Here is a 17,608-nt window from a genome sequence, read left to right as displayed (position 1 = left end):
TTTATCCCTCCTAATCCAACAGCCTAATTAAAATCCGTTAGGATCAATTTTAAATTGGCCAAGCGTTTGCTTGTTGTAATCCATCACATGGACAGAACACGCCATACAAGGATCAAACGAATGGATAATACGAATGACCTCCAATGGCTTAGTTGGATCTTCAAGTTTTAAGCCAATAAGTGATGCTTCATATGGCCCCATTTTGCCATTAGCATCTACAGGCCCAGCATTCCAGGTGGTGGGCACCACAGCTTGATAGTTTTCTACCTTGGCATCTTTAATGCGGATCCAATGGCTTAACATGCCGCGTGGCGCCTCAATCATGGAGTAACCTTCATAAACTTTATTAGGGTCAATTTCAGGTTTTACATAGGTTGATTCGTCTGACTGCATATTGGTTAATAGCGCATCAAACGTGGCTAAACTGGCCTGGCCCACGAGCACGGTTTGCAACATACGAGCAGCGGTTCTACCTAAGGTGGTAAATAGCGCATCGATAGGTAAACCAGTGCGAGCCAACAGACCATCAACGGCATTAACCACGGTTTGATTACCACGGGCGTAGTTGACTAATAAGCAGGCGAGTGGGCCTACCTCAACGGGCTCATCTTGATAGCGCGGTGATTTCACCCATGAGTATTTACCATCGCCATCTAACGTGGGCAATTTGCCATACACTGTGTCGCGTTCAACAAACCCTGTGTAATCTGGCACCGTTGTGCCTTCATAAGGGTGCTGTGGACCATCGGCTTTGTACCAGGCGTGGGTAACATCTTCGCGGATTAAATCAGGATTAATATCCATTACATTGGCTAAATCGCCTTTAATGATCACCCCCTGGTTAAACAAGTATTCGCCGTCGGCCATAATAAAATCATCGCCACACAAGAAACTGTTTACATTAACGCCGCCAAGCACACTGGCCTCAGTGCCAAAAGCCTCTGCTGCCATAACAATATCAGCTTGATAAGCACGCTCAATAAAGTCTTGTACAATAGCGTGTTTTTGTTTCCACTCTTGTAAACGTGCAGGGCTTAGCATGTCGCGTACAGAGGTAACACCACCCACCACAATCGATTGTGGGTGAGGTGATTTACCGCCAAAAATGGCAAGCATTTCGGCTGCCACACGCTGAACTTCTAACGCTTTTAAGTAGTGCGATAACGCAATAAGGTTTTGTTCAGGGCTAAAGCGATAAGTACCATTGCCCCAGTACGCATTAGCAAAGGGGCCAAGCTTGCCAGTTTCAACCAACCCTTTTACTCGTGCTTGTACTGCTTTTAATTCACCTTCACCTGCAGCGATGGGCGCATCAGAATATTGCATGGCCACTTTGGCTGCTAAAGCTGGGTCGGCGCTTAATGCCGAGACCACATCAACCCAATCTAAACCGTGTAAGTGATAAAAATGCACAATATGGTCGTGCATGTATAACGACGACTGCATCAAACTACGTAAATACTTTGCATTGAGCGGAATTTTTACCCCTAATGCATCTTCAACCGCTTCAGTACCGCAGCGATAGTGGGAATAAGTACAAACACCACAAATACGCTGCACAATTAAGCCCACATCCATTGGAGTACGGCCCTTTAAAATCACTTCAATGCCACGCCACAAGGTAGATGATGACCAGGCTTTAGTAATGACATTATTGTCATCAACTTCTACCTCTACGCGTAAATGGCCTTCGATACGGGTGATAGGGTCGATTACGACACGTTTACTCATGATTATTCCTCCAAAGGCTTAGCAAATACGCTAGCAACAGCATGGGCGCCAATACCAACAACGGTCGCACCTAAAATTACCGCTCCAATTGTGTCAGCGGTGGCATCAATGCCATGTAAAAGTTGACGTCCTAACGGTTTTTCAAAATCCGCCATGTCATCCCAAAAATTCGGTTCAGAGCAGCCCATACAGCCATGACCGGCTAACACAGGCCAACTGGTGTGGTGGTTAAAGCGTTCTGTTGGGCAGTTGTTGTAGGTATAAGGGCCTTTACAACCCACTTTGTATAAGCAGTAACCTTCTTTAGCGCCTTCATCGCCAAACTCTTCAACAAACTCACCTGCATCAAAACGGCCGCGGCGTTCACAGTTATCATGTACCCGTGCGCCATAAGCCCATTTGGGTCGGTTAAACATGTCAAGCGCAGGTAATTTGCCGAACATAATGAAGTACATTAACGTGCCAACAATGTTCTTTTCACTCGGTGGACAACCGCCTAAATTGATAACGGTTTTATTCACCACTTCGTGCACGCCTTTAGCACCGGTTGGGTTTGGCGCCGCCGCTTGTACACCACCAAAGGCTGCACAGGTACCGACAGACACAATCGCCGCAGCATTGGCCGCAGCCTCTTTAACTATGTGCAGCCCAGTGTGACCTTTACAACCCACGGTTAAAAACGCGCCGTTATTGGCCGTAGGCACTGCACCTTCAACCGCCAGTAAATAACGGCCTTTGTAGGTTTCTAAGGCATGCTCTAGGTTTTCTTCTGCTTGCCATCCCGAAGCCGCCATTAAGGTTTCGTGATATTCAAGCGAGATATGGTCGAAAATAAGACTGTCTAAATTGGGCGAATCAGTCCGAATGAGCGACTCAGAACACCCTGTACATTCGGCCATGTGCAGCCAAATTAACGGCACCCTATCAGCTAACTCAGCCGCTTCGGCGACCAAATTACTAAAGGGTAAGGGTAGAGCAAACATTGCGGTGACCGATGCGGTCCATTTAATGAAGTCTCGACGAGATATGCCTATGTCGGCCATTTTTTGTTGTAATGACTTGGGCTGACGCTGGGCAAATTGGCGTAAATAATCAAGACGCTCTTGGCCTTGCTTATAAAGGGCTGCATGTGTGTCCATGTTGATACCTTCTGCTTAATTTAGCGTGGTGCTAATAAATAGTTGCATTCCATCAGTATCAATATTAAAACTCGGTTAATTATCCACTTTGATGTAAATCAAATTATCATACTTCCCCTTACTCTAAGTGCGGTAATTTGGTCAAATACATGATGTTGATCAAGTTAACAAAAATGACAATAGACAAAATGTCTCAGTTTCCATCGCGAGATCCTGTCTACCCACATCGAGTTATGGGTGGTGGGTGAACACATAGTGGAATTGAAACCTATTACCGGTATAACCTTGTTTTCTGCCCCCAATCGCCATAAAGTGTCGGCTAGTGTCTAATCACTAAAAAAACAAATAAAAATAGGTAGCAGGTTTGGTAGAAACATTAACGTTAGTCACCGATTTTCTTCTCGAAAACAAATTATTATTAACCGCACTGTTAATTGTATTGATATCACTGTTCAAGCAATGGCTAGTCGCTATTATTCGTGGCAATGTGTCTTTTTTAACCGACAGGCAGCGTAAATGGATTTCACGCAGCAAAAATGGCATTTTTCTATTAACAATCACAATGTTATTTATGCTTTGGCAAACCGAAGTCAGTAAATTTGCCTTGTCGGTAACCGCAATAGCTATTGCCTTTGTTGTTGCCTCTAAAGAAATTATTTTATGTTTTACCGGCTCGATACAGCGGGCGAGTTCGCGCTCGTTTGTGATTGGAGACTGGATAGAAGTGGGCAATATTTACGGCCAGGTAATTGAACACAACTTAATGGCAACCGTGATCCAAGAAATCGATCTGGTCAATGGTCAGTACCATTTCACCGGTAAAACAGCCACATTACCTAACAGCATGTTTTTTACTTATGCCGTAAAAAACCATAACTTTATGAAACGGTATGTGTACCACCACATGACCATTACCGTAGCGCAATTTGTGAATTTGTATCCATTATTGCCTGAGCTCACAAACAAAATTGAATCTTATTGCGAAGATTTTATCGAGGTCGCTAAACGCTATAACAGCGTGATTGAAAAACATGCAGGTGTTGATTTGCCGGGTAGCGAGCCGCACATTCATATCAGCAGCGGCGCAACGGGTGAACAAAACGTCAACATTATGATTTTTTGCCCTACAGAGCGGGCGATCGCATTAGAACACAAAATAAGACAAGATTTTATGGAGGCGTTTGAACAACGCTTTAAGCAGGCTTAATCTCGTTCATCGTCATCAAGCGACATTGCGTGTTTAATTTCATCACTGCTAAAGCCTTTGCGAGACAAATACGCATAGGCTTTAGACTTATCCTTATAATCGGTTAAATCATAACGCTTTTTTGCTAACTGGTTTTTACAGCTTTGATAAAAATCGATGTCATCAGCCAGGCTTAGTTGATAAACCGTGTCTTCAAAGTCGGTTACATCAATTAAGCGTTGCTTGAGTTCTTGCAAAATGAGGGTTTTACCTTTGCCTTTATTGAACAGCTTAATGATCTCCTGACGCAAATCCGCTTTGTCTGCTTTAATGGCTAAGGTAGAACGAAGTGAATCGCGCTCAGGGTGCTGAGATATCGCGTGGTCTATCTCAGCGTGAGTAAAGCCTTTGGTGGTCATGTGAGCATAAACTTTTTCTTTACTGGTGCCGGTAAACTGTTCAAATTTATTTTGTAGTCTTGTGCTCGCCATTGTTAACGGATCAACCTGTAGTGCATGCATAACGTGCTCGATGGCGCTTTCAATATCTGCCATCGCAATACCGCGTTGTTGCAGCTTACGTTTAATCGCGCCTGGGCCAATGTCATGGCTAAAGGCTAACTCACAATAGCGCTTTGTAAAATCAGCATCATTTTTTAAATATCCAGCGTCAATCAATCTCGCAATCACGGTGGCAATCCATTGTGGATTATCTGTTTTGCGCGCCAATTTTTGCTGCATTTCATTCACGGTATAATCTTGCTGGCCAAGGTGCCAATAAGCATGACTCAATACATGTTCAATAGTTTGAGCTTGACGAAGTGTAGTACGTGGCATAATGGACTGATCTTTAATAGTAAATAAAAAATAATCTAGCAGAAACTGGACTGGCTTATTTTAAAGCCTCACCATAAAACAACACGGCTAATCATAATCCGCGAGATCTATCGTCGCTAAAATATGTAATGCCTGGCTAAAGTCTAATTGCTCAACAGCGTCAATAAGGGCGGATAACTCAGGCTTAATGGCACTATTATTAGCGGTATTGGCTTGTAATTGTTGGCAAAGCTCAATGGCATCAAGATTATTATCAATTAACTGTTGTTTCAGCGTTTTGAGTAAGGGCTGAATGCCTAACGTTGATGCCGATGATGTGTGAGTAGCGGTTTGTTCATTACTGGTGGCCAATAATGCGTTAATGTCATTAAGTTCAGTATGCGCGACAGCGGCGACGTGTTTGGCTAAATTGACAATGTGCGGAGCATTAAGGCTGTCATAGTCACTAAGCTGCTTTAATGCAAGCTCAAAGTCATACAAGGCGTGATGAAGACTAGCAAACCCCGCCGTACCTGAGGTGCCTTTAAGCGTATGCACAGTAACCAAAAGCGCCTTACTGTCGCCTAGTGACATCAACGTATCAATGGTGAGTAGCTGCTCGGTAAGATTAGCTTGAAAAATCGTGAGCAAACGCCGATAAAATTGCACATTACCAGCAAAGGGCTTTAGCAAAGAGTCTAGCGTCATGCTGGTATTTGTTGAACCATTATCATCTGAGCTTTGTGCACAAGCGCTGTCAACCTTGGGCGGGTTAACGTGCTTTTTATCTGCATTCATAACAGCGCCTCTTTGTGCATTAATAACAACGGTGGGTAATTGCTTTGTCCACACCGTCTGTTGTGCAACATAGGTACATAAGCCAAATTATTCATATTAAATGAATGATTCAATCTTTTTATTCAATCCATTTTTTCAATAGCTTAGTTTGCTACATTAGCAATAATAATACAATATTAAGGTCTGTTATGCTTTTGTGAGTGTAATGTTGTCATTTTTAGATGTCGCTCAGGGCCTCAACTAATTGGAGTTAACATGCCGTTAGAGAAAATTTTACACATAGAAGACGATGAATCGATACGAGTTATTGTTGATATGGCGTTAGTGGATATTTCAGGTTATACCCTGGTGTCTTGTGCAAGCGGGCAAGATGCAATTAACCAGGTAGAACAATATACGCCTAACTTGATCTTGCTCGACGCCATGATGCCAGGTATGGACGGTTTACAAACGCTGATTGAATTACGTAAAAAGTCATCTTATCAACAGATCCCAGTTGTGTTTATGACCGCACGTATACAACAATCAGAACAGCAAGAATATCTCGATGCGGGCGCCGTCGCTGTTATTGAAAAGCCATTTGATCCTATGAGCCTTGGTAATCAATTAGCGACCATCTACCAAACGTTTATTACCGCAGCAGACAATCATTCTTCGGAGTAACTAATGCAAAAGCCTGTTAAACCCAAAACAGAGCAACAACGACTGAGCGCATTGTTCAACACAGGCCTGTTAGATACCGAGCCAGAGCCGCGCTTTGACCGTTTAACCCATTTAGCCCAGCTTTGTTTAGGCACTGAGATTGTTCTAGTGTCATTAATCGACAGCGATAGACAATGGTTTAAATCAAGGCAAGGTCTTGATGCATGCGAAACTCACCGAGATATTTCTTTTTGTGGCCATACCATTTTAGGTGACGAGATTTTTGAAATACCCGACGCCGTAGTCGACAACAGATTTACAGATAATCCGCTGGTTCTTGATGCCCCCTTTATTCGCTTTTATGCCGGTGTGCCCTTGTCAATTAATGGGGCAAACATTGGTACGCTTTGCTTTATCGACAGCAAACCACGCCAATTTACCGACAAAGAACGCCAAATCGCAGAGCAGTTTGCCAAGAGTATTGAGCAAGAAATCGTAGACAGGTTACAAGAACAGGCTCATTCGGAGCTACTTGAAAGCGACAAAATGTACCGGCTAGTGCTCGAAGGCACTCAAATAGGCACATGGCAATGGAATGTACAAACAGGTGAAACCGTATTAAATGAACGTTGGGCCGAAATTATTGGTTACCAACTTGAAGAGCTAACCCCGATATCTCTAGACACCTGGTTAACCAAGGTGCATCCCGACGATTTAACCCTGTCTGAGCAATCATTACAGGATCATTTTAGCGGCTCAACTACTTTTTATGACATCGAATGCCGCATGAAACACAAACACGGCCATTATGTGTGGGTGAGGGCTCGCGGCAAAGTTGTCAGCTACAGCAAAGATGGTAAGCCGCTAATGATTTGCGGTACCCACGCCGATATCACAACACAAAAAGTGAACGAGTTAGCCTTAAAGCAAAGCCGAGATCAACTCTACAAACTGACACAAGAGCTGCCTGGGGTGGTGTATCAATTTCAGTCTTGGCCAGATGGTCGCTCAGCATTTCCATTTGCAAGCTCAGGTATTGAGGCCATCTATGGTGTCACGCCAGAAGAAGTGCGCCTAGACGCATCAACAGCATTTAACAGAATTTATTTAGAAGACCTAGAAGCAATCGCTCACAGTATTGAGCTGTCTAGCCAGAACCTTAGTGTTTGGGAGTTGGAGTACAGAGTACACAGTAACGACAATGCGCTAAAGTGGTTATCAGGCAGTGCCACACCAGAAAGAATGCCAGACGGTAGCACCTTGTGGCATGGTTACATACAAGATATTACTCAAACCAAAGAGCATTACCTCAAACTAGAAGAGCTAAATATACAGCTTGGCATTGCACAGCAAAGCCTCGACCTAGCCAGCGAACAGGCGCAAATCGGCTATTGGCAAGCGTCGCTCAAACAGGGCACATTATGGTGGTCGCCAATCATTTACCAAATTTTTGGTTTAAATGAGCAAGACTTTAGCCCAAGTGTCAGCTTATTTAAACGCGCAATACATCCCGACGATGTGGCAAAAGTTGAAAAAAGCGAAGATCAAGCAAGAGTCACCGGTATTCACAATGTCGTCCATCGCATTATACGCCCTAACGGCGAGGTACGTTGGGTACATGAACTAGGCCAACTCGTGTCTGAAGACAAAAACCCAGAGTTAATTATGATTGGCTCGGTACAAGACATTACCGACAGGATGAAATTACAAAAAATAAAAGATGATTTTATTTCTACCGTCAGTCATGAGTTACGTACCCCGTTAACCTCAATTTTTGGATCGTTAACCCTATTGCAGTCTGGCAAGTTAGCCGCATTGCCTGAAAAAGCCCAAAAACTCATCGACATCGCCAGCAGTAACTGTCAACAACTGAGTCGGTTAATTAACGATTTACTCGATATTGAAAAACTTGCAGCAGGCAAAATGTCATTTGAAATGAAGCCATCTCACATTATGCCGCTACTTCAACGCGCCTTAAAAGATCATCAACCCTATGCCGATTTACACCACATAAGCTTAACCTTACAAGTTAATCAGCCAATGGATGAGCTGTTATTGTTTGTCGACGAACACAGATTGCTGCAAATTTTGACCAACTTTTTGTCTAATGCGGTTAAGTTTTCACCGCAAGGCGAAAGCGTAACCTTGTCTGCTACGCTGATGGACGAACAAATTGAAATTGCAGTACAAGATCAAGGCAGTGGCATACCTGACGATTTTAAAGGCAAAATATTTGAACGTTTTTCTCAAGCTGACGCCAGTAGCTCAAAAGCAAAAGGCGGCACAGGGTTAGGGTTAGCACTGTGTAAAGAGCTCATACAAGCGATGAACGGCAGCATAGGGTATCAATCTGAACCCGGCTCAGGCGCCCGGTTTTATGTACGCTTACCCATAATGAAATAAAGTCTACATAATCCCAGTAACGCAAACCTGTCACTGGGATTTTTATTGGCCAGTGCATAGATGAGTGATTACTTATTGGGTGTTGTGGCTGCTTTGCTCAACAATTCAAGCACATTACAGCCTGTAATGTGATGGCGTTGTTTAAGAAACTGCGGATTGTTATACAACAAACACTTTATTGTGTGCATCTTCTGTAATTAACACCTTTTGCGGTAAATCAATGGCAACCTCATTGAATACTTAATAAACAAAATGCTTTTTTTGACTATTTATTCACTTTTGCGCGTAGGGGTTAAAAAATTACCGAGGGTAATACCTTTCTTCTTTGCATAAAAGAGCATAAGGCTGCATAAATATGCTGGTGGTCAGGCTGTGTTTACGGCTAATTCATTGGCATATCCATTTATTTCGCTACGTTCAAAAGCACTAAAGTTGTAAACTACCTCGTTAAAAGAGTGTCAGTTCAGTTTGTAGATCAGAGGTACTGTTTGGCGTCACATCATTCGTTATTAAATCACCAGCGCTACTTTGAGCGTATCGGCCCAGACTATCGTAATGGCTGCTCGGTGAGCTTTTTAGACATCAAACACACCTTTGCCTTACGCCACATTCGTGTGGGTAAATGGGTTAATAAAACCGAGTCGGCATTAGCCGCAAACTTAATTTTTGACTCACTGGCCGATCTTGCCAATATTTTACGGGTTCCACCTGCATTAATAGGCTTACGTGGTAGCCTAAAATTTGCCTTTGGCTCAGGCGGGCAAAAAGGCGTACAAGCACATTATGCACCAATGCATCGAGAGTTGGCGTTAGCCAAAAATGCCGGAGCAGGGGCATTAGCCCACGAGTTTTGGCATGCATTCGACCACTACATCGCCAGTAAAATGTTCACGAGCCACAACCTGCTAGACCCATACCAAAGTGCTTTAGCCTGTGCCAGCGACAACTGGCTGGCAGACAAAGCCATAGTAAATCACCCGCTTAATCAGCAATTGGCTAATGTGTTTAAAGTTACCTTGTTAAGCGCCAACGGCCAAGAACCCCACGATTATGTACGCCGCTCAATCGCATTAGACAAATCACAACGCTGTCATTATTTTGCTAAACCCACCGAAATGATGGCGCGCGCTTTTGAATCCTGCATTGAAATGTATTCACATCAATACGCACAAATCAGCAATCCTTACCTGGTAAACAGTACTATAAACTCACCACTATCAAAGCTAGGCGCACATCCTGACGCCGAGCATTGTCGTGAAATTTACACAGCCTTAATGGAATATTTTGAACCGCTCGGAGTGGCATTTGATAAGCAAGAGAATGGATAGGCATTTTTTTATATTAAATAACTGCCTATCGCATGGCGTACACATGTTTAATAACCTCTTTAATCATCTTTTGTTATCTAACAATATCGTCAGCACTTAATACCTGCTTTAATCGTGCAAACGTAACCATGCTTTCATTGGCAATCATGGGCGCATAATCAAGATTATGTGCATTAAGCTGATATTGACCATTTGGTAATTTACTCACTTTTCGCAGTAAATACTGATTGTCGCCAGCGTCATCCTGTATTTCGATTGCCATGATTTTACCTGTTATTGAACCTGCATTAATGGCGGTAACACGTTCAAGTAATAATAAATCACCATCGTGAATGGGATTCTTGCCACCATTCATCGAGTTACCGCTTGCTGGGGCTATAAAGTAAATCGTGGGATCAAGTTTACTGTATGTGTTGCTTAGTTTGAGTAACTCATGATTATCATCAGTACCCGTTTTAAAATGGCCACAGGCAATTTTTAAATCTGGGTAAAAATTAAGTTGAACAGAGTCTTTGGTATTAGCTGTTTTAGTGAATGAAACCACATTGTCTTGTTCATTGTTAATAGCAAGATTTTTGGACTTTTGACGCTCGCTGTAACGCGCTAACAGTAATTCAGTTAGTTCTCTGATTGCCATTGATAACAGAGAGATATCTGAGCTATTTATTTCAATATTGGCTTGTAATTGGCCATTTTTTACAACAAACCACGGCTGTGGGTCGGCCTTATCTTGTTTGCATAAAAACGTAATTGGATTGTTCAGCCAATAGGTTTTCCATTTAGGTGAGTTTGCATCGATGGTTTGCAAGTCGGCTTTAACATCTTGAACCCATAGCTTGGGATAACGCTTAAATATGTGCCAACTTTTAACACAGACAGCTTCAATTGTGGGTGGCTGATTTAAACCATCTAATTCTATAAATGCTTCTAGTAAGATGGCTTTAAAACACTTGCTCATTGATGCTTTTTCTATGCCTTGACTGAGAAATGACAGATAAGGTGCTAGGTTAGCTATTTGCTTATTTTCGCTTTCATCTTGTTCTTGGCTTAACACAAGTTCAAACCAGCTACCAAACTGCTTGGTTATTTTATTCCAAGCATAATCACTTCTAAAAAACTCAGTTGCTGTTGGTCTATGCCCTAAATTATCTCTGAGTAATCGATATTGTTCATCTGCTTTGGTGTAATCGAGTTTCAGTTGTCGCCAAAAGTCGATTAATTGTGGATCGATGTTAATAACACAGTCTGGATGAAGCTTTGGCGCGTCGAGCTCTTTTAATGTCTTTTTGGCATCGCTTGTTTGCAGTAATGCCATTGGACGATTTAAAAAGCTAATATGATTTCCAATGAAGTCGATGACTGATACATAGGTTTTATTAGTGTCGGGTGACGTGCGTAGACCTCGGCCTAACTGCTGTAAAAATAAGATTTTTGACTCAGTAGGGCGCAAGATCAAAATCGTGTCAATTGAGGGTAAATCCGTACCTTCATTGAATAAATCGACCGAAAAAATAACTTCAATTTTGCCCATGGCTAATAGACTCAGTGCCTCACCACGTTTTACTTGAGAGTCACTGTGAACAGACACTGCGTTTATGCCTTGAGTCTTAAACCATGTAGCCATGAAGTCTGCATGTGCTTTAGACACACAAAATGCCAAGGTGCGTTGTTGTTTATATGATTGCCAATGACCAAAAATGTGTTTTGCCCGTTTTTGTGTGGCAAATTTGAATTCAAGCGCTTTAGGATCAAACTTACCATTTCGCCATGGTAAATCACGATAATCTACGGTTTCGTCATTAATGCCTTGGTAACGAAATGGCACCAAAATGCCTAACTCAATACCGTCAACGATGTTCTTTTCGTACACCAAATTGTTATCGCACAGGGATAAAATATCAGCTTGATCGGTCCGCTCTGGTGTGGCGGTCAAGCCAAGTAAAAATTTGGGCGTAAAATGGTTCAATAAAGCCTGATAGCTAGAGGCTCCAGCATGGTGAAACTCATCGACAATCACATAATCAAAATAGTCAGGTTTGACCTCGTTTAAGTATTTTTGTTTGCCTAAAGTTTGTATTGAGGCAAACACAACATCTGCATCCAGAACCTTTGAGCTGGCATTAAAATGGCCACTGACAAGCATAGGTAGTAACGACTTAAAGGTGCGTTCAGCTTGCAATAAAATCTCTTCTCGATGTGCTACAAAGAGCACTTTTTTGGCATTAAATTGTTGTACATCAAATGCGGCTAACCATGTTTTGCCCATACCTGTTGCTAAAACAACTAGGCCCTTAGATAGTTGCTCTACACGTGTTTGTGTTAATGCATTTAAGGCTTCTTGTTGGGCAAAGTTAGGGGCGATATCTTCAGGTTCAACTTCATTAACAATCACTAAAGGCGGTTTTACCTTTTTTCGTTGCTCTGCATAATCGTTGATGAATTGAATATTTAAATCAATAGCCTGAGGATGATTAAATATCGCTGAAAACTGCTCACGAATGTAATCGAATTCATTTGGGTGCTGATTTTCGACCAAATCATGGCGTAAGCACCATTCAAAGGCATAGGTTAATGCAGTCTTACTAATGTTATTAGAACCAATATATGCACTGCCAGTTTGTGTTGAATCCAACTCTTGTTTCACAAAAATATAGGTTTTCATGTGAAAACTTTGTTGGGCTTGGCAAGTAAATATCTTGGTTTGCGCTCCACGAGATTGCAAAATCATTAAATGACGTAGTGCAACGGGATCTGTGATATGCAGATAATCTGAGGTGATAATAGCAATAGAGGCATTACGTTCTAACGCATCGCATAGGCTGTCAAATAGTAGATTTAGCCCTGATTGCTGGATAAATGAAACAGATATTTCAATTGAGGTCGCGCGATTAATCGCTTTTAATAACTTAGGTAAAAGCGGGTCATCCATACCACCGCTGGTTAATACAGGTCCTTCTGCTAACTTCATATATTATCTCTGTTTATTAAGCTTTAATAAGAATGGCATTTAGCCATTTTTCATTTTCACGACCAGGGCGAACATCTGTTGTTATCCATGTTTGTTTTATCGATAAACCTGTATGTTCAATCCATTGCAGTAACAGTGTTTCATTAGCATCAGCAAAGAAACGACCATTATGGACTCGCTCTTGATCGCCATACTTGAAAGAACAATAAAATACGCCGTTTGCTACTAAGGTACTGGCTAAATGTAAAAAAGTAGCGGGCAGGGTGTTTGCCTCTACATGAAGTAAAGAGGCACAAGCCCAGATACCATCAAATTGCTCAGTTTTGTCTATTTCATCAAAACGACATACCAAAACGGGTTGACCAATTAACTCAGCTGCAGCTTTAGCGAGTTCGCGACTGGCATCAATGGCGGTGACTTTAAATCCCATTTCAATAAATGCTTTACTGTCGCGCCCAGACCCGCAACCAGCATCTAATATACGCGCTCCCAACGGTAGGTGTTGGATAAAAGGGTGGTAAAGTTCGCTCACGTCAGCATTAACAGTAGAGTCAAAAAAAAACTGTGAATTTGTATCGTAGAATTCGATGGTAGACATAACTAAGCCTATGATTTGTTGTTTTAAGTCTTTCAATGCGCTCGAAAACTCATATTGTTATGATATCGCAAAAAGGTAATTAGTCTATCAACGTATTAATATTCAGATGATCAAATGTCTTTAAATGTTTAGTAAAGACAGACTTGAATTTTAATAGATTTTTTATATGCCATTGGGTGATTAGTTCTAGTTCAGCAGCTGAACTCTTTTCAATTGAACCATCTTTATAAATCGCTACTCTTGTTGCTCTTTTTCCTTCGATACTTTCCCATGAAAGAGCACAACCGAATTCATTTTCAATAGTTGTTTTGTTTTTTTCCAAATATTGAAGCAACTGCATATTCTGATCTGCATCACCTCTATCAATATACAATTCAGTCCTTACTTTACTGCCTTGGCAAAAATTAGCACCAAATGATGAACCGCTGATACCGGAAGAAAATGCATACCAATTTTGCGGTTGACCAGCTCGAGCTGAAGTAAAATGATATTTTTCACGCAATTCATCAATTAAAGATTGAAAATAATTACGATATTTTTCACCTTTAGGACTAGCTTGATTTGAGGCTGAGCGCTTTGTTCTACTTTTATGCCATTCATTTGGGAAAACAATCGGTTTGAAATTATAAGCAGGTTTTGAGTCATCAATTTTTAAAACCTCAACCACCACAGCAAAGAACTGTGTTTCTGTATCGGTTCTATTATTCAACCATTCTAGGGCTTGGCGATGTTCTTCTCGGATATATTCAGCAACCCAGATAACAAATGAAGCATCAAAACCTGCTGCATATGTTAACAATTTTCCTAAATGGTCATGGTTTGTTTGTGTCAGTTGGTTTTCAATAATCGCAACTTTTGATGTACTTAGATCTTTTGCTAGCAAATCCAGCGAAAAATCTCCAACACATGCTTCTTCCTTTATAAGCTCCAATTCTAGACCTAATGCTTGGCCTAATGAATCGATATTTGCTGCAAGCCAAGGTGTAAAGTCTAGCGCTTCATGTGACCATACATTGCGAAGGGGGACTTTTTTTAATGAACCAAACATCATAAATATTCCTTTATTAAAATGCTGTTAACTAGTAAAACAACAAGGATGTTTATACTCATAAAAGTCGAAAATGTATATGTTTTTTAACAATATTTTTGATGTGATTAGCCTTGTTTTTCATAGTTAGCAATAATCAAGAAATACCTAATACATACTTCTGTATTAATTTGTGAATAAACAACTTGTTCTATGACGCTGATTAAAGTCGGACATAGCCTTTTGTGGTTAACTCGATGGCCAGTGTAAGCGGTTGTTTCGCAATATTAAACGTGTTTGGTTTAACAGCATTATGTAGCCGATAAAACTAAGGCTTGTTTTAATGAATAACGCGATTTACTCATTTTGTGATGTCTTAACGATAACGGTTATTTTGTATAATTAACAGGGTGATACAAGATAAAAATTGATAGCTTAATTGTTAAGATGCTGTAATGTTGCTTATAAGCCTATTTGGTTTTTTGCTATTTATGCAGTATATGATTTCGGATAAGGATATTGGAATGAAGTATCACACATTAAAACAACAACAGCGGCAGGTTCGTGGTGAGTTTTGTGAAGGTTTGGCGTTAAGGGTGCACCGGGCGTTAAGTTGGTTAGATAAGTCTGAAAAATGTGAAGACAAAGACAGCCAGTTTATATTTCTTTGGATCGCGTTTAATGCCGCTTATGCACAAGACACAGAAGTATTAAGGCATACAGAGTCTGAAGCGTTTTCTAAGTTTATCAATAAATTAGTCAATCTTGATACTCACAACCAGATTTATAATCTGCTTTGGAGTGAGTTTTCATCCAGCATTAGGGTGTTGTTAGCCAATAAATTTGTGTTTCAACCTTTTTGGGATTTTCATAACGGTAAAATCACTGAGGTGGAATGGCAAACCCGGTTTACTAAAGCTAAAGTGGCGGCAAATCATGCACTGGCTAACAAGTCGACTGATGCACTAGCCTCAATTATTTTACAGCGCTTATACACCTTAAGAAATCAACTCGTGCACGGCGGTGCAACCTGGCAAAGTTCGGCTAATCGCGACCAAATTAGAGACGGCGTGATGTTTTTATCTCAGTTGGTACCGATAATTATCACGATAATGATGGATCACCCAAAAGAGTTGTGGGGTGATGCCAATTACCCCGTGGTGCCGATTTAACGCTTTAGTAAAGTGAGCTTTGCTGTTGTTTAACGGCAGAAGAGCGAACACCTGGATTCCTGCTCAAAAGCATTGCAGGAATGACAGAATTGAGGTCGTTGCACGAATGACGGAATTAAGGGCATTGCAGGAATGACGGAGCAGGTGGCGTTGCTTTTGATTTATTCGGTCATCCCCAAGTGATTGTATTGGGGATCCAGGTGTTGATTGGGTATTTGAGCTTTTGTTTAACAGCCAAGAGCGAACACCTGGATTCCTGCTCAACAGCATTGCAGGAATGACGGAGCAGGTGGCGTTGCATTTGATTTATGCGGTCATCCCCAAGTGATTGTATTGGGGATCCAGGTGTTGATTGGGTATTTGAGCTTTTGTTTAACAGCCAAGAGCGAACACCTGGATTCCTGCTCAAAAGCATTGCAGGAATGACGGAATTAAGGGCATTGCAGGAATGACGGAATTGAAGGCATTTCAGGAAAGACAGCGTTGGGTTGGATGTAGTTGACGGCGTTGCAGGAATGACTGAGCAGGTTGGCTCATGCCTTCATCACTTATGCATTTTCTTCGCCCTATGCCGTCATCCTCAAGTGCTTGTATTGGGGATCCAGGTGTTGCCTTATGCCGTCATCCCCAAGTGCTTGTATTGGGGAGCCAGGTGTTGCTTTGGTTTGTGGGTTTTTGTTTAACAGCCAAGAACGAACACCTGGATTCCTGCTCAAAAGCATTGCAGGAATAACGGAATTAAGGGCATTGCAGGAATGACGGAATTGAGGGCATTTCAGGAAAGACAGCGTTGGGTTGGATGTAGTTGACGGCGTTGCAGGAATGACAGCGCGGGTTGGCACATACCGTCATCACTTATGCATTTTCTTCGCCCTATGCCGTCATCCTCAAATGCTTGTATTGGGGATCCAGGTGTTGATTGGGTTTGTGGGTTTTTGTTTAACAGCCAAGAGCGAACACCTAGATTCCTGCTCAAAAGCATTGCAGGAATGACAGAGTTGGGGCGTTGCTGGGTGAAGTCGGCCGCATTGCAGGAATTTCAGAGAGGGTGTGATTGCTTTTGCCCTATGCCGTCATCCTCAAGTGCTTGTATTGGGGATCCAGGTGTTGATTTTTCTGTTAATAATCTACTTGTTTTATGACGCTGATTGCGCTTGGGCCGCGGCCTTTTTTTGAGGGGACTCGGTGGCCGGTGTCTGGGTTGGTTTTCATGGTTTGTAAAAACTGGTTTTGTTGTGGACCAAAACTTAGGTGGAGTGGGCGGTGTTTGCCGTAGTAGTACAGGCGATCAAACTTTAGGTTTTCGCATATCCACAGTGCTACGTGTTGCATAGTAATGGCATGTGTTTTCAATTGCGGTTGTTGGGCAATGGCGGGCAGAATAAAGTCACATGCGGCGCCAAGTCGTGTGCAAATAAGTGCCTGTTTGTTGTTCAGTTCGTGGGCACAATGTTGGTCAAGCTGCGGGGCGATGTGTGGGTTGGGGTTTTTAGCAATTAGCCTTGCCAGTTCTGGTGAGCAAAATCCGTAGGTTAATGTTATCGGTCCAAATTGGTCAACTATGGGATCAAGCAGTCTTGTTGCCAATGCACTGAGTGCGCGCCAGGTGTCGGGCTGTTTAGGTAATACCATTCCGCGAAAAAATGTGATCTAATTGCTATATCCGTTACTCATCTTTTTTAGCAATGAAACAACACACCAGTTTCGAATTAATCAGGCTATCCAAGCAAACAGCAGATGCCCGAATGCGTTTGCGATTATTGGCCGTAGCACACTTTCTTGAGGGAGCGAATAGAACTCA

General features: G+C 42.0%; 13 protein-coding genes. 5 read left to right on the top strand and 8 right to left on the bottom strand.

What is annotated here, in order from left to right:
* Positions 1 to 27: 27 nt before the first annotated feature.
* On the bottom strand, positions 28 to 1,731 hold the full coding sequence (gene hyaB / locus IEW93_RS17010) for a nickel-dependent hydrogenase large subunit (RefSeq protein WP_188740476.1): 1,704 nt from the start codon (positions 1,729 to 1,731) through the stop codon (positions 28 to 30).
* A 2-nt stretch (positions 1,732 to 1,733) separates the two neighbouring features.
* Positions 1,734 to 2,870, bottom strand: a complete 1,137-nt coding sequence (hyaA, locus tag IEW93_RS17005; protein ID WP_188740475.1) for a nickel-dependent hydrogenase small subunit — start codon at positions 2,868 to 2,870, stop codon at positions 1,734 to 1,736.
* Between the two features lie 364 nt (positions 2,871 to 3,234).
* Here hyaA and IEW93_RS17000 point away from each other — a divergent pair, with 364 nt between their 5' ends.
* A complete protein-coding gene (locus IEW93_RS17000) occupies positions 3,235 to 4,077 on the top strand; it encodes a mechanosensitive ion channel family protein (RefSeq protein ID WP_188740474.1) in 843 nt (280 codons plus the stop codon).
* Here IEW93_RS17000 and IEW93_RS16995 read toward each other — a convergent pair.
* Together IEW93_RS16995 and IEW93_RS16990 are read right to left on the bottom strand one after the other, a co-directional pair.
* The gene (locus tag IEW93_RS16995; protein WP_188740473.1) at positions 4,074 to 4,892 is read right to left on the bottom strand and encodes a RecX family transcriptional regulator; all 819 of its coding nucleotides are present in this window, start codon (positions 4,890 to 4,892) and stop codon (positions 4,074 to 4,076) included. The genes IEW93_RS17000 and IEW93_RS16995 overlap by 4 nt on opposite strands.
* Positions 4,893 to 4,979: 87 nt before the next feature.
* Positions 4,980 to 5,669, bottom strand: a complete 690-nt coding sequence (locus tag IEW93_RS16990; protein WP_188740472.1) for an Hpt domain-containing protein — start codon at positions 5,667 to 5,669, stop codon at positions 4,980 to 4,982.
* A 255-nt stretch (positions 5,670 to 5,924) separates the two neighbouring features.
* Between IEW93_RS16990 and IEW93_RS16985 the strand changes: the two genes are divergently transcribed.
* The 3 genes from IEW93_RS16985 to IEW93_RS16975 all read left to right on the top strand — a co-directional run bounded on the left by IEW93_RS16985 (position 5,925) and on the right by IEW93_RS16975 (position 10,042).
* Complete coding sequence (locus IEW93_RS16985; protein ID WP_188740471.1) at positions 5,925 to 6,332, top strand: response regulator; 408 nt, start codon at positions 5,925 to 5,927, stop codon at positions 6,330 to 6,332.
* A gap of 3 nt (positions 6,333 to 6,335) precedes the next feature.
* A complete protein-coding gene (locus tag IEW93_RS16980) occupies positions 6,336 to 8,714 on the top strand; it encodes a PAS domain-containing protein (protein ID WP_188740470.1) in 2,379 nt (792 codons plus the stop codon).
* 488 nt (positions 8,715 to 9,202) lie between these two features.
* Complete coding sequence (locus tag IEW93_RS16975; RefSeq protein WP_188740469.1) at positions 9,203 to 10,042, top strand: CLCA_X family protein; 840 nt, start codon at positions 9,203 to 9,205, stop codon at positions 10,040 to 10,042.
* 73 nt (positions 10,043 to 10,115) lie between these two features.
* On the opposite strand, the gene IEW93_RS16970 is transcribed toward IEW93_RS16975, so the two are convergent.
* The 3 genes from IEW93_RS16970 to IEW93_RS16960 form a co-directional block, all read right to left on the bottom strand.
* On the bottom strand, positions 10,116 to 13,010 hold the full coding sequence (locus IEW93_RS16970; protein WP_188740468.1) for a DEAD/DEAH box helicase family protein: 2,895 nt from the start codon (positions 13,008 to 13,010) through the stop codon (positions 10,116 to 10,118).
* A 16-nt stretch (positions 13,011 to 13,026) separates the two neighbouring features.
* Complete coding sequence (locus IEW93_RS16965; RefSeq protein ID WP_188740467.1) at positions 13,027 to 13,608, bottom strand: class I SAM-dependent methyltransferase; 582 nt, start codon at positions 13,606 to 13,608, stop codon at positions 13,027 to 13,029.
* Between the two features lie 79 nt (positions 13,609 to 13,687).
* Positions 13,688 to 14,659 (bottom strand): DUF4268 domain-containing protein, encoded by a 972-nt coding sequence (locus tag IEW93_RS16960; protein ID WP_188740466.1) that lies wholly within the window; start codon positions 14,657 to 14,659, stop codon positions 13,688 to 13,690.
* A gap of 500 nt (positions 14,660 to 15,159) precedes the next feature.
* Here IEW93_RS16960 and IEW93_RS16955 point away from each other — a divergent pair, with 500 nt between their 5' ends.
* Positions 15,160 to 15,807, top strand: a complete 648-nt coding sequence (locus IEW93_RS16955) for a HEPN domain-containing protein (RefSeq protein ID WP_188740465.1) — start codon at positions 15,160 to 15,162, stop codon at positions 15,805 to 15,807.
* Between the two features lie 1,119 nt (positions 15,808 to 16,926).
* Here IEW93_RS16955 and IEW93_RS16950 read toward each other — a convergent pair.
* A complete protein-coding gene (locus tag IEW93_RS16950; RefSeq protein ID WP_188740464.1) occupies positions 16,927 to 17,439 on the bottom strand; it encodes a hypothetical protein in 513 nt (170 codons plus the stop codon).
* Positions 17,440 to 17,608: the final 169 nt, after the last annotated feature.

Origin of the sequence: Shewanella inventionis (assembly GCF_014641855.1) — a bacterium.
GTDB classification, from domain to species: Bacteria; Pseudomonadota; Gammaproteobacteria; order Enterobacterales; family Shewanellaceae; genus Shewanella; species Shewanella inventionis.
The sequence above is the reverse complement of the archived record's forward strand: the minus strand, read 5'-3'. Positions and strand labels throughout refer to the sequence as shown.

Excerpts from the sequence above, each read along its gene's own strand:
- IEW93_RS16970 (WP_188740468.1), bottom strand. The coding sequence starts at position 13,010 with ATGAAGTTAGCAGAAGGACCTGTATTAACCAGCGGTGGTATGGATGAC.
- IEW93_RS16985 (WP_188740471.1), top strand. The coding sequence starts at position 5,925 with ATGCCGTTAGAGAAAATTTTACACATAGAAGACGATGAATCGATACGA.
- IEW93_RS16960 (WP_188740466.1), bottom strand. The coding sequence starts at position 14,659 with ATGATGTTTGGTTCATTAAAAAAAGTCCCCCTTCGCAATGTATGGTCA.
- IEW93_RS16965 (WP_188740467.1), bottom strand. The coding sequence starts at position 13,608 with ATGTCTACCATCGAATTCTACGATACAAATTCACAGTTTTTTTTTGAC.
- IEW93_RS16990 (WP_188740472.1), bottom strand. The coding sequence starts at position 5,669 with ATGAATGCAGATAAAAAGCACGTTAACCCGCCCAAGGTTGACAGCGCT.
- hyaB (WP_188740476.1), bottom strand. The coding sequence starts at position 1,731 with ATGAGTAAACGTGTCGTAATCGACCCTATCACCCGTATCGAAGGCCAT.
- IEW93_RS16950 (WP_188740464.1), bottom strand. The coding sequence starts at position 17,439 with ATGGTATTACCTAAACAGCCCGACACCTGGCGCGCACTCAGTGCATTG.
- IEW93_RS16955 (WP_188740465.1), top strand. The coding sequence starts at position 15,160 with ATGAAGTATCACACATTAAAACAACAACAGCGGCAGGTTCGTGGTGAG.
- IEW93_RS16980 (WP_188740470.1), top strand. The coding sequence starts at position 6,336 with ATGCAAAAGCCTGTTAAACCCAAAACAGAGCAACAACGACTGAGCGCA.
- IEW93_RS16995 (WP_188740473.1), bottom strand. The coding sequence starts at position 4,892 with ATGCCACGTACTACACTTCGTCAAGCTCAAACTATTGAACATGTATTG.
- hyaA (WP_188740475.1), bottom strand. The coding sequence starts at position 2,870 with ATGGACACACATGCAGCCCTTTATAAGCAAGGCCAAGAGCGTCTTGAT.